Source organism: Bradyrhizobium sp. ARR65 (assembly GCF_000472385.1).
GTDB lineage: Bacteria > Pseudomonadota > Alphaproteobacteria > Rhizobiales > Xanthobacteraceae > Bradyrhizobium.
This window is the reverse complement of record NZ_AWZU01000058.1, coordinates 24,404-37,171: the sequence shown is the minus strand read 5'-3', so window position 1 is coordinate 37,171 and position 12,768 is coordinate 24,404. Positions and strand designations below refer to the sequence as shown.

Sequence of the window (12,768 nt, the reverse complement as noted above, 5' to 3'; positions counted from 1 at the left end):
TGCCCGACGATGTCGCGGCGGAGCCGGTGGTGGTCCCCGACGAGGTGGTGCCGGTCGGCGTGGTCACGCTGGCCCCGCCCGATGTCGGGTCGGACGAGGAGGTGCCACCCGACGATGTGCCGCCCGAAGAGGACGTCGTCGTGCCGCTTATGGGCGCCGCTGCCGGCCCGGTCGTGATTTGCAGGTTGCTATAGTCCGCCGCAACCGTTTCGGTGGCCGGCGCACGGTAGACGCCTTCCTTCCAATAATAACTCTCGTTGCTCGTCCCACTTCCGAGCGGACCGGAGTAATTCACGATCTCAACCCCATCGCGCCAGACCTTGAGAGTTCCGTTTCCGTTACTGCCAAAGTCAACCTGCATATTCATTTGGTATTGATGACCCCGCTGAATGGGGTTCGGGTCCGTATAGACGTCGTTCTCCGCACCGGAGGGGCCACGCGCGATGACGACCATATGCTCGCCGTACATGGCGACGGCGACTGGAGGTGAACCGCCGAGGATAGTGTTGTGAATCTGACCGAGCACCATCCACGACGCGGTATTTGCCGCTCCGGGCTCCAGGGTAAAACCGTAGGACACGTTGATCTGAGTATTTGGTGAATAGGTTGGAATCATGTCGATCTCAGACCGTTCGGACGTGTTGCCGTTCCGGACGTCATTGGGCCACGCGTCCCCCGACTGAACCTCGAACCTCAGCGTGTTGCTATCAGGTTCTGTTAGGCTATAGCTTCGGCTTGCGTTTTCGACCTGCGCGTTCATCCCATCAACTGTTACCGTTGCGCCATTTGCACTCGAGAACGAGGTGATGTTCGGCTGTGTAGTAGCCATTCAGTCATCCTTTTGAAAGTTGAAGACGCTGTCGCGCATCATAAAGACGCACGACATACTGCATGCGCGCGGCCTGGCGCCGGCACGCACATTTCAAAGCAGTGGGTATGTGGAAACTTTGCCCCCCAACTGCTGGTCGGTTGGTTAGTTAGGAAGTATGGCAAAAAAAATTTCAAAATGTGACTTCTGCGCATGCTTATGGAGGCAAGGCGCGCCGCACGTACGGCGCAGAATGTCCCGGGCAGAGCGCATGATCGTCTTCGTTTGACGCGCGGTCGTTGGGGCTTCGACTCGCCCGGTTGCGCTGAGGGCGCGAATCGGTAGTTGTCGTGTCGCCCGCAGCTCCTGTCATGTCTCTGGCAGGAGGTGCGAATGCGATGAGTGATTGGCATCGGCGTGCACCGAACTTTCGGGAGGCCTGAGTTCACAAACGAAGTGCAACACCTCCAGGTGGAGGTGTTGCCATCCGTCATCACCGATCTCTCGAGAGTTGAAGCGCAACCGGTGCGCGACGGTCGGTTATAGGCCGAGCGATGCCCAGCAAAAGATGCGAGCGCGGCGCTGGTCGGGCGTACGCCTCACACGGGAGCACGACCTGGTCGCGCGGTGATGGAGCGCCTAGCCGCGGCTGGTCTCCCGAACAGGTCGCAGGCCGGCTCGCCGGCGAGCACGGTCGTAAAGTGATCTCCTATGAAACCATCTACAGCTTCATCTATGCCCAGATCAGGCGCACCGGCGAGTTCAGCTGGCGGCACCACCTGCCACGCGGCAAGAGCAAGCGTGGCCTCCGCCCCAAGACAGGCGGCCGACCCAGCAAGCTTCATCGAAGGCCGTGTTTCGCTGGAAAATCGGCCGATCGAGGTCGCCGATCGCAGCATCCCGGGCCATTGGGAAGCCGACCTGATGATGTTCTTCAAATACGGCCAGCGGTCCCGACCGTACATGAGCGCACCTCGCGTCTGCTGCTTCGCATCCGTCTCGCCAGCAAGGTTACCCGCGGGGTCGCCCGGCATGTCGTGGCTGTTCGCCGCCTTGCCACAAGGCCTGCGGCAGAACGGCACCGAGTTCGCCGGTTCGACATGCGGGCCGCATCGATATGACGCGGACTGCGCTGGAGGGGTTTGGCAAGACCCTGCCGGCCAGCGATGAGGTGGTGTTCGAAGCGACCGCCAACAGCATGCCGGTGTCGCGAGTTCTGGCGCCATTCGTGGCGCGGGAGATTATCGCCAATCCTTTGCCGGTGAAGACGATCGCCCAGGCTCACGTAAAGACCGACAAAATCGATGCCGGCACGCTCAGCTCCTGGTAGACGCGCATCGGCGTCCGCTTGCTCACTTTGATTTTTATCGGTATTCAAAGCGTCTTTTACGTACGAAAAAAAGCACAGCTGAGGTGTTTGGTAGGCGGGCAGGATACTAGGTGCGATACTGGCTATCTATTCCGCGCTCGCCAAGAACGTCTCTGCCGCAAGTTGGTCCAATGTCTTGAAGGTTCCCCATTGGCAGATGCGTTCGAGCATCCTGGAATACCCGGGCAGCCAGTATTGGGAATAACAGTCCTGCAAGCCAAAGATAACCAATTCATTTTCCTCAATCGTCTTTAGCGCACGCTGTTCCCAATTTTGGTATTTAACTCCATAATAGTACAAGCCAAAATCATCAAACTGTACCGGCATTTTTACAACGCGGTTTTCTACATGAGGCGTTTGGCTGCCGATCCGCTCCGCCGGAATCGCCAGCCATTCAAAATTGTAATAGCACAAATTGGCGTCTATCAATTCAGGGGTGAGTGCGGATTGGCAAGGGTGATATCCTTTGATGCGGTAATCTATGCGTCGGCATGCTTCGAGTTGTGGTACTGCCCCTCGCAGGGGTGCAGGCAGAAGCCGACGCATTGCCTTTCGCATCACGCGCGCGTACCGGCGCCTCCCACCGAGCACGCGAGTCGCCAAGAACTGTTCAAACCGATGTGCAGCGCCCGCTCCGGCGCGATGGTCAAACGAGTGAAAAGCAATGCAATGACCATCCCGGGCTATGCTTGCCCGGACATCCGGCAGAAATAAACCAACGACATTATACGTGGTACGAATACCGACTCGGCGTTCGACAGAAAGCATCTCCTCGAGCGCCTGCGCCGCGTTTGTGTTTGCGTACGCTTCGAGTTTCTGGTCAATGCCCGCATGACCGATCCCTCTTTCCACGTCATGATAGATGCAGATCGTCCTTGCCTTGATTGTGCTGCCCGCTTGGTTTTTTACAGGCTCAACCAGCCGATCTCGATGTTGAGATACATCAACAACCCACCATAGACCCGCGCGCGCTGCTCCAAAATACGCGCATACATGATGGTCATAGATGCGGTCGAAGAGCTCACGATTGATGGCTTGTCGCCGCTTGGGGTCCGTCATCGAGATGACGAGCTCCGCCGTCGGCGTCAAGATACGCTTCAAATTGCGCTCGACGGCAAAATTCAGAATGCCGTTGAGCAGCATGTGGTTCCATCCCTTGAACCGATTCTCGATCCGGGTTTTGAGTTCGCGCCGCCGTGAGATACGCTGTACTAAATCCGAAAGGTGATTGTTGGTGTAGAGCGTGTCGCCGCGGAGCACAAGGTTTGCAGTTGCAACAAGCCCAGCTCTGCCCAAGTGCTGCTGATGCCAGATAACATCATCATCAAAGAACAACTCGGGCGGCAAGTCCGCGATGGCAGTTGGTGCGGCGTAGAGAACGACTTGCCAAAGCTGATTGGGGACAGCGTCCGGAAACAGTCGTTCGGCTGATACGAAACCATCGGGTCCGCATTTGGGGAGATAGTACAGGCGATGCGGGAAAAAATATCGCGCCTTAACTCCCTTGCTAACGAACTCGTCGCGCCGCGCCTCCGTAATCTCTCGAAAAAACATTATCTTCCCCGCCGCTAACCCAATTCCTTCCCACTATCCGCCAAGCCGGTCGCAAAAAGAGATCCGCTAGCGCCTGATTTTCGCCGTTAGCCCGCGGACAGCTGAAGAGGAAGGCGATCCGTCGGAGCCTTCAGCGCCGCCTGCTTCGCGAGCAGCGCATCGATGAAGAATTTCGTCGCCCAATTTGGATATTGTAGCGGCGCATAGCGCCCGTAGATGGGGAGTGAACCTTTGATGCCGCCGTAGTGGGGTGTCTTCGGCGACGTCACGTCCTGCGTCGCCGCTACGTCATCGAGCAGATCCAGACCTGCATTAAGATATCGCTTATCGCCGGTAAGGCGGTACAGCCTGAAGAACACGATTGCCAGCTGCGCGTAACCCGTCAGGCACACATGGCTAGATAGGAGCTCCCAGTTCTCGCCGATCTCCGACACCAGATGGCGACTGGCGCAGTAGAGCGAGATCATGCGGTCGGCGGTGCGACGAACCGCCGCGACGTACAATTGCCGTCCCGAGATGCAATGGATCTCGATCAGTCCCTGCAGCACGTAAGCGATGCCATGTGTGTTGGCATTGCAGCCCGGTTGGAAGATGTTGTTGAGGAAGAAGCCGTTGGCGGTCTGTTGCGCCACTGTCCATTCGGCGTTGGCCAGCGCAACGTCCTCATACGTCTTATCACCCAACAGCCGGCCCAAGGTCAGGAGCGCCCAGGCGCTTCTGACGTTGTACGCATGGGCGATCTCGAAGCGATCGTTACGCACAAACGATCCGTTTCCGTCCGTTGACGAGACCATGAAATCAGCTGCCCGCCGCGCGTAGGGCACGAGATCCTGCCGTCCTCGTCGCAAGATCAGCGCGTTGAATCCGTGGAGGATTTGACCAGTGTTGAAGACCACCGGTTTGCCATCTCGACGGAGCTCGTGCTCAATAAAGCCGCCGCTCGGTTCCTGCACTTCCGAGAGCCACTCGCCCATACCTTCCGCGGTTGAGGCCAACTCAGGTCGATTGAGGCGCTCGGCCAGATCAAGGAGCGTCGGGATGATGTATCCGCTTGTCTCTCGAGACGGAGGCAGCCATCCTTTGCCAACCTTGTAACCCTTCGAGGACGCGCGCCCTTTGCACTGCGCTATGGATCGCATGATGAACGTGAGCGCCGCTTCGACGCGAACTTGATCATCCGTCGATTGCTCTGAGGTCTTTTGGATTGGGAGCGTGACGCGAAAGAAGTCGCGAACGCTCTCGACGGCAAAATGAGCCAGCATCGGATTTCGTTGCCTCGACCACTTTAGGCAGCGTGCGCAAGCTAATAATCCTAAGCTTGTGCAATAGTCAAAAAGCTATACCTGATTTAATTGCCTTAAACTACCAGGTCGCGGCGACACCTGCAACCGGCCCATGTGAGAACGGGCCCAGTGATCGATCAGCTGTGTGAGCGGTTGCAGCCGCGTAGGGACCGAGGAATTTTGAACGCCTGACGGCAACATGCGGGCGCCGCACAGATGCTGGCGGTGTGCATATCCTGATGCAATCTGCGGAACAAAAACCACCTTTGTCCAGCTCAACGGCCATTTACCTGGACCGATGCCGTGCAACGCGCCACCGAGTCCAAAAGAGCAGGCTCCCCCGAGAGTGGTAGCCCGAATGCGCCGATGCAGTCGTCCCGCTACTCGTTGAGGCTCTCTTTATCGAGGCTGCTCCGGTCTGTATGATTATTGCGCGCGCTCGAGGTTGGAAGCCCTGTTTATAAGTCGCATGGTGAGGCGCCAGCGACTGTGGGGTTGTCCTCGATTTTGCGGTGATGTCGCGGATGACCCGACCGAGATAGATTCAGAGCGTCTTGAAGGCTCGGTTGGCGCGCGTGAACTGCTTGGCATGGGCATAGCGCTGATGCTGGATCAGCGCGAACTTACCCACCCGCGCATAGGATTGGCGCAGCTTGACGCCGTGCCGCTGCGCCAACTGGACCAGGATCTCGCACCCCCGGTTCAGAAAGCCTGGCATCGGTCGGGAACTTCACCTTCTTGGGCTGCACCGTGGTGTCGACGATCACGCGGTTGAGATCGGACGGCTTGATCGCTTCGGTCTCGGTGGCAACCGCAAGGCTCTCCTGCAGCAACTCGTGCAGCTTCTCCTCGCCGCGCTAGCGCGAGCGCGTCAGCGAAGAGCGGTCGAACACCAGGCGATGCTGGAAGAACTCCTCGCCGCAGAAGAACTGGTAGGTCAGCGCTCGCACAGAACCTGTCGGAGAGGTCGTAGGTGTGCTTGAGGATGGCAAGTCCTGCCATTAGCCGCGTCGGCAGCGGCAGCCGCCCCGGCTTGTCCTCGTAGACGACACCGAATTTCTGCTCGACGAACCACCAGTCGATCGGCCGTGCCAGTTTCACCAGTGGGTGGCCCATGTCGATGATCGCATCCAGCCGCGAGCGCAAAAGATCGGTCTATCCGTTGTCGCGTCGTTCCTTCGGTCGCATCGTCCCCTCCGATGCAAGCACGGAATCACGCCTCGTAATTCGAAGGAACCAAAAATCAAGTTGCAAGCTTTCGAGGCGCAAAAGCTTGCATCTCAAACGCCCTCTCAAGTGGAAAATCAACTCCGCCCAAAAGCTCGGGAGAGTTTTCACGGCCGACCATGTGATCGTCTGTTCACAAGGCGTGTTGGATGAGTGCATCGTCCAGGGTATGCGTGGCGCTTAGTTCATCTCGGCCGTGGCGCCTTGCTTTCGAGCCGTCGTTCCACTCGTGCAATGACAGTAGTCGCTGCCGCGCGAAGCACGCGGGAGGAAATAGTCGATCATGGGCGTGACTTCGACGAGGACAAACGGGATATATTCCGGCAAATAGACACGTTTCACGAACCCCAGGCGTTCCATCTCGGGATAGTACTGGCGCGCGTCAATCTGTGGGCTGAACAGCGTTGTGTAAGAAGACGGCAATCCTGCGCTGCTGACGCGCCGGTCTACGACGCGCATGTCGACAGGCTGTTCGAGATAGGCCTTGGCTCGGAACGGGTCGCGCAAAATGCCTTCTACGATGTGAATTTCGGTCAGGTGCCAGCCGTCCAACTCCATGAACAGCACCTTTCCGCCGTGGCGATAGAGCCAGCCGTAGGGACCGTCGAGGTGAACGGCACGGGGTCATGCTCGTGCATCGCTCCCCCACAATGCCACTGGGCGTGTGGGGGTGCACGCTGCGGGTCCTGCTCGGCTGCGCCGGAACACCTCGGTGATCAATCCCATCTGCGAAGGCGTGCGGCGCACGTCGAAGATAGGATCCATCTATTCGTACTCCGAAATTGAGCCGCGGAACGGCGATGTGGTTGCCCAGAGCAGCCCCTCGGCGTCACTCGTTCCTTGAGGTGTCAAGCAGCGCAGTTATGCCTCCTTGGAGCTGTGCGATCACCGCGCTATGCGAGTGGATGCTCAGTCGATCGCCGCAGCCGAGCCCGAGTTGGTCGAGCACTGCTTTTATCTCTTGCAGCTTAAGCGGGCGTCCCGCTGCCATCTCGCGCCCGAAACGGCGTGCGGGTCTGCTTCGATGATGCTGATCGAGGCGGCGCGCCTGATTGAACAACGATGTCGTCATAGTCATCGTCTTGTGCGGTCTAAGCAAGGCCGCATCGTGAGATACATCCCGCGTTCAAATTTGCAACCTGTCGAACGCGTGCTTGCCACCCCACGGAATTTAGCCAATTAGGGGATACTTGAACTGCTTAGCTTTTGGAGGGGTTTTTCAGGACCGTCCTGGTATTGCAGCGTGACCTCCACGGTATCACCTGGCTGCAACTCGGCATCTTCGTCCGCGACAATCCGCTCCTGTCCCTTCTCGCCTTTTCTGATGATGATGATCTGCGGCTTATTACCGGCTCCGGCCACAAGTTGTGATCGAACCATTGCGGTGTACTGAAGCTTCTCGCCGACGCTCTGAAGCTTTCCACGAATTTCGTTGAAGCTTACGCTGGCATCTTGCAGTTCACGCAGCAAGTCGAGCCTCCGCTGGTCATCCAGCTTTTCCAGCTGTCTCCTAAGCAAGTCCTGCTTCTTCTTCAAATCCATTAGTTCTGCTGCCGTCTGCAGCTTACGAGTTGCTGATAGCAGCACCGCGCGACGCGCATCGGTGACGCGAGGGCTGACCAAGGAACCCTTGCTGAAAAGATCATTCACTTTCTGCAGTTCTTCGAGGTCTGACTGATATCCCGCTTCCTCTGTCTTCTGCTGCGCTGATAGCACGTTTACCTGGTCGTCTCCTTCTCGGATGCCTCGCTGGAGAAACGCCTTTTCTCGCTGATAATCGCTCTGCTTCGTCTTCAAATATTCCGTTTCTGAATTGACAATCGCCGAAATCGCCGAAAAGGCTATGGGCACGTCCTTCATAGCGACTGGGTCTATCTGCGAGCGGTCTCCGAGTTCATTTTTGATGCGCCATATACGAGCCTGTTGTTTTGCGAACTCAGTCCAAAGCGTGCCAGAATCGCTTCTCAGGTCTGCTGCCTCGAGATACGGGTTGCTCATCTTGATGCGCATGATGTCGTAACCGCCTGCCACGGCAACGAGTTGGCGGACGGTAGCGGCCGGACGATAAGGATACTCTCCTGGCTTCGACACATCTCCATTTGCGTATATCGGCCTGTATTCCGCCACGGTCACCGTGACCTCATCTGCGCCTATCACGATGACTTTCTCACCGCCTGATGTCCGCTGTCGAAACACCTTGCTTGCCATTGCAGCCCCGATTTGGGTTTGGAGTTGCGGCAAGGGGACTCCGACTACTGGAAGCGTGCCGACCAGTGGCAAGCAAATGGTCCCATCAATCTGCACGGATGCACGATGCTGCAGCTCTGGCACGCCCGCCACAGCGACCTCCAGCACGTCCCCGACATTTACCCGATATTCTGCTTGGGCTTGGGTGGCCCAAACTATCAGGCCAACCGCCAGCGCGCTCCGTTTGAGGAAAAGTCCAAGCTTACAGAGGGCATCGATATGGAAGCAATTGCGCAGTCTCGAATTCAGCATTGTTGCAATTCCCTATATGGACGCGGCACGAAAACCCTCAAATCTGACGGTCTCACACAGCCCCTAGACTCGCGGCCGTCGGAGCAACCGTCGAGACAGGGATACTCGCTATGGTCTTCCCTCGGTTGGCGCCGGGCCAGTCAGTTTCTTCTTCTTCCTTCCGCTATATGCGATTGATCGGGCTTCGATTGATGCACCTCCCGTCAGCCCATTGCATGGGCAATTGAAACGCCTTGGTTGCAAATCTAACCGTGTACTGCGGCGGCTCAATGGCCCATCGTAGTTACTACCCTACCCATTTATTGCCAATTCCCACCGTGCTGCCTGAATGTTACCGATTTGGCCGGAGAGACCAGTTGTGGGTTGGCCGATACCATGAACTATGCGTTCGTTAGCAATTTGCCGGCGTTGACCAGTGTCCGGCAAATTCGATCGGTGGCGCCTGGGCAGTCCCTGCAAGCGGCGCAAAAGGACGATTGGCCACCCTGTTTGTTTTGGTGGCAGCTACCGAATTCCTGGTCGACGTTGCGGCCTATTTCGCAGCCGTCCGCCGTCAAGGACCTCCGCTGCATCTTCCTCTACTTGATAAATCCTGTAGCGCATTGGAATCGAGCGTCGGTCGTGATTCATCACGCGCTTGGTTTGATCTGATCAACTGTACGGTAGCGCAACTGCAAGCGGTTGGAATTTGAAATGCTGCAGATCACTAGAGCGGACGACTTGGTAAATCCGGACAGTCCGGAAGGTATGCCACCTGAATTTCGTTTGCCGATCGAATCCCTGACCGAAGTGGTGGCATTCATACGACGGCGGCTCTCGACCATATTGCTGACGTGTTTGATCACGCTTGGCATTGGCATACTCTACCTCATTTCTGCAGTACCGACGTTTACGGCCAGCGCGGAACTCATCGTGGATTCGAAGGCGGCTCCAGGAGACGCTGTGTCCGTATCGACGATCGTGGACAGTCAGATCGCAGTCCTAAAGTCGGAAAATATCGCTCGCGCAGTGGTACAAAGATTGGGTCTGGCAGAGGATCCGGAATTTGCCCAGAAAGATAGCGTCGTGCGCGGCGCGATCAGGTCGACATCCCGGCTGCTCGGTTGGAGCAGACCAGAAGGCGAATCTGGCGCGATCCACCGCGCCATGGAATCTTTCGAACGCAAATTCTCGGTTGAGCGCGCCGGCGTTACATACATCATCAAGATTTCCTTCGAATCTATTGACCCAGAGCGAGCGGCACAGATCTTAAACACGGTCGCGGAGACATACGTTGCGGCTGAGCTGAACGCGAAATACGCGTCGTCTTTGCGGGGTGAGGAATGGGTTAAGGATCGGCTGAACGAGCTAAGAAGTCGAGCATCAGCTGCCCAGAAAGCATTGGCGGATTACAAGAACAGGAAAGATATCGCGGAGTCCGCCGGTACCGACAATTCAAGCACACCCGCCTCGCAATCGACGCCGAGGACCCAAACGGAGCTCCGCGAGCTGGAAGACGCCGCACAATCCGCGGCCGCCACGTATGACAATTTCCTTCGTGTGCTGCGTTACATGGATGCGCAACAACAATCGTTGCCGGTGTTAGAGGCGCACGTGCTTTCCAGGGCGCTCCCTCCTATGAGGGCCAGTTCGCCGAAACTCAGAATCGTGCTTGGAATCTCGAGCATAGGCGGGGTGCTTCTTGGAATTGCGATCGCAATGCTGCGCGATCGGTCAGATCGAGGCGTTCGCACCTGCGAGCAGGTATGCAAGGAGCTTCAAATGCCCTGCATCGCGGTTGTCCCAACCGTGAAGTCCCTCGGCGGGAAGCTTGGCGCGCTGATCGCGCATGGTACGCGACGCCAACAGCCTGCACCGCCGTCCTCCGACGGCAGTTCAAGGAACATCGGGCGCACCGACAGTCCAATCTGGATTGTCACGGATGCAAAACGATCCCGATTTACCGATGCGTTTCTTGAGATCAAGCTAGCCCTCGATTCCACGGATCGTAACGGCAAGCGAAGCAAAGTGATTGGGATCACCTCAACCTACCCGGAGGAAGGAAAGTCCACTGTTGCGGCGGCCTTGGCATTGCTGATGGCGCATAGTGGAGCGAGAGTCATTTTGTTGGATTGCGACTTGCAAAAGCACTCACTTTCGGCCGAATTGGCTCCGGGTGCTGAATGTGACCTTCTGGATGTCATGTCAGGAGCAGCTTCCCTGCGTGAGACAACGTGGATCGAGCCAACAACGCAACTGGCCTTGCTGCCATTGAGTAATAATAAACGAATCTATCCGAGTGAAGTGCTGGTGTCGGGCGCTCTTGACAAGTTATTTCAAACTCTTCGCGAACCCTACGATTATGTGATTGTCGATCTGCCCGCGGTGGCACCGTTTGCGGGTGCGCAGGCCAGAGCGTGTGCATTGGATTCGCTTATCTTTGTGATTGAAGCGAGCCGGACGAATATCGATGCCGTAAAGCGTGGCCTCGACGTAACTCGACATGAAAACGTCGTCGGGATCGTGCTCAACAAGGCAAAATTCAGTGTCGTATAGGCTCTCTTGGGGCGTAAAACGCATCTGAGTGGGTACGAAGCTTCCTGCTTGATCCGGTCCTTCGTGCAATACTGCAATTCAGCAAATGCAAGCGGTGCTCGATGAGCCCAGGTAACATGAAGGAATATGGCGAGCATCATCTCGGTGAAGGCCAGTTTGCCGAACTCGGGATCAAGGTCGAAGCGGTGCCAAAATGGGCCGCCCACGAGCTCGGCGTGCCGGATCCCATTGCCGTGTTGAGTAATCGTGCAGTTCGCAATGGCGGAGCTTCTGGGGCGAACCGCCGATTGATCTGTGCTGCCAAGGACCGTTATCCCACATTTCGAGTGGACCTAACTGAGCTTTTTTCACGGTGGCTCGTAAGTGCGGGATATCGCATCGACTGGTTGATGGCGAGAGGTGCCCCCGGTCCGTCGGAGATCGTGATTGCTTCGCCCGAGGAGCGCACTTTTGTGCTCGGAAGCGGATCGATCCGGGCCCGCCTCGCAGGTCTGCATCTCATCCTGAGGATTGCTGTCGCCATTCTGCGCGGTGAGTACGACATTGTGCAGGCTCGCGACCGCTCGACATCATCCGTTCTCTTTCTGCTGCTGGCCAAATTGGCCGGTCGGCCGTTCGTGTACTGGATGTCATTTCCAATGCTCGAGGCGACGCTCGAACGAGCGCGCGACGCGAGGGAGTACATTCCGACATGGCGTCGCGTAATGATGCGGGCCTATGTGATTGTAGGAAAGCCTCTCCTCTACCGCTTCGTTCTGCCAGCAGCCGATCACATTTTCGCCCAGAGCGCGCGAATGAAGGCCGCCCTCGTTCAGCGGGGAATTGCGGCGCAAAAGATAACGCCCGTTCCAATGGCAGTTTCCGTTGATCGATACAATCCCTCGACCATACCAACGACCGATGACCGGCGCTTGGACGGGAGGGATGTACTCCTCTACATGGGAACGTGCGCGCCGGTTCGCCGGGTCGACATCATCATTCGAGCGCTTGGCGCGGTCGTGCGGAACGGACATGACGCCGTTCTCGTGCTGCTCGGCGACACGCGCCCGGCAGATCGTGACGCGCTGTGTGAGGTTGCCATCGAGGAAGGAGTTTCCGACCGCCTGATCTTCACCGGCCATCTTCCCCTGGCACAGGCGCTCAGCTATGTCCGGCGTGCCGATGTCTGTCTGTCCCCTTGCGCCCCCCACCCGCTGTTAGTCGTTGGGACTCCGACCAAGTTGGTAGAGTATCTCGCGATGGGCCGGCCGGTGGTCGCGAACGATCATCCCGACCAGCGCGAAATCTTGGAGGCAAGTGGGGCAGGATTGATTACTGACCTTTCTTCCCAGGGTTTCGCCGAAGCAATCGCCATCCTGCTTTCGGATAAAGCCGCTGCAGAATCCATGGCTGCGCGCGGGCCGCCCTGGATTGCGGCATACCGATCATACTCCGTTCATGCCGAGCTGGTCAGCTCGGTCTATTCGAAGCTAACTCGGGTGACACCACCGTGA

At 57.4% G+C, this 12,768-nt stretch carries 8 protein-coding genes and 2 pseudogenes; 3 read left to right on the top strand and 7 right to left on the bottom strand.

Annotated features, from left to right (window positions below; all coding sequences use genetic code 11):
* On the bottom strand, positions 1 to 829 hold an 829-nt coding region (locus F758_RS0137315), incomplete at its 3' end, for a heparin lyase I family protein (protein ID WP_198026662.1).
* Between the two features lie 1,072 nt (positions 830 to 1,901).
* Here F758_RS0137315 and F758_RS0137305 point away from each other — a divergent pair.
* Positions 1,902 to 2,132, top strand: a pseudogene (locus F758_RS0137305) (IS110 family RNA-guided transposase); the annotation flags it as partial.
* Between the two features lie 132 nt (positions 2,133 to 2,264).
* On the opposite strand, the gene F758_RS0137300 reads toward F758_RS0137305, so the two are convergent.
* The 6 genes and pseudogenes from F758_RS0137300 to F758_RS0137270 all read right to left on the bottom strand — a co-directional run bounded on the left by F758_RS0137300 (position 2,265) and on the right by F758_RS0137270 (position 8,740).
* Entirely contained in the window at positions 2,265 to 3,731 is a 1,467-nt protein-coding gene (locus tag F758_RS0137300) for a polysaccharide deacetylase family protein (RefSeq protein ID WP_024512621.1), read from the bottom strand.
* 86 nt (positions 3,732 to 3,817) lie between these two features.
* Positions 3,818 to 4,993, bottom strand: a complete 1,176-nt coding sequence (locus F758_RS0137295; RefSeq protein WP_024512620.1) for a prenyltransferase/squalene oxidase repeat-containing protein — start codon at positions 4,991 to 4,993, stop codon at positions 3,818 to 3,820.
* 568 nt (positions 4,994 to 5,561) lie between these two features.
* Positions 5,562 to 6,160, bottom strand: a pseudogene (locus tag F758_RS52370) (transposase); the annotation flags it as partial.
* A 261-nt stretch (positions 6,161 to 6,421) separates the two neighbouring features.
* On the bottom strand, positions 6,422 to 6,799 hold the full coding sequence (locus F758_RS0137280) for a hypothetical protein (protein WP_024512619.1): 378 nt from the start codon (positions 6,797 to 6,799) through the stop codon (positions 6,422 to 6,424).
* 66 nt (positions 6,800 to 6,865) lie between these two features.
* A complete protein-coding gene (locus F758_RS53570) occupies positions 6,866 to 7,006 on the bottom strand; it encodes an AAC(3) family N-acetyltransferase (RefSeq protein ID WP_157450349.1) in 141 nt (46 codons plus the stop codon).
* Between the two features lie 414 nt (positions 7,007 to 7,420).
* Positions 7,421 to 8,740: a polysaccharide biosynthesis/export family protein gene (locus tag F758_RS0137270; protein WP_024512617.1), complete on the bottom strand. Its 1,320-nt coding sequence runs from the start codon at positions 8,738 to 8,740 to the stop codon at positions 7,421 to 7,423.
* A 693-nt stretch (positions 8,741 to 9,433) separates the two neighbouring features.
* Here F758_RS0137270 and F758_RS46880 point away from each other — a divergent pair.
* Positions 9,434 to 11,275: an AAA family ATPase gene (locus tag F758_RS46880; RefSeq protein ID WP_051387153.1), complete on the top strand. Its 1,842-nt coding sequence runs from the start codon at positions 9,434 to 9,436 to the stop codon at positions 11,273 to 11,275.
* A 116-nt stretch (positions 11,276 to 11,391) separates the two neighbouring features.
* Complete coding sequence (locus F758_RS0137260; protein WP_035724447.1) at positions 11,392 to 12,768, top strand: glycosyltransferase family 4 protein; 1,377 nt, start codon at positions 11,392 to 11,394, stop codon at positions 12,766 to 12,768.

Coding starts and splice junctions, on each gene's coding strand:
- F758_RS0137300 (WP_024512621.1), bottom strand. CDS start 3,731: ATGTTTTTTCGAGAGATTACGGAGGCGCGGCGCGACGAGTTCGTTAGC.
- F758_RS0137295 (WP_024512620.1), bottom strand. CDS start 4,993: ATGCTGGCTCATTTTGCCGTCGAGAGCGTTCGCGACTTCTTTCGCGTC.
- F758_RS0137280 (WP_024512619.1), bottom strand. CDS start 6,799: ATGGAGTTGGACGGCTGGCACCTGACCGAAATTCACATCGTAGAAGGC.
- F758_RS53570 (WP_157450349.1), bottom strand. CDS start 7,006: ATGGATCCTATCTTCGACGTGCGCCGCACGCCTTCGCAGATGGGATTG.
- F758_RS0137270 (WP_024512617.1), bottom strand. CDS start 8,740: ATGCTGAATTCGAGACTGCGCAATTGCTTCCATATCGATGCCCTCTGT.
- F758_RS46880 (WP_051387153.1), top strand. CDS start 9,434: ATGCTGCAGATCACTAGAGCGGACGACTTGGTAAATCCGGACAGTCCG.
- F758_RS0137260 (WP_035724447.1), top strand. CDS start 11,392: ATGAAGGAATATGGCGAGCATCATCTCGGTGAAGGCCAGTTTGCCGAA.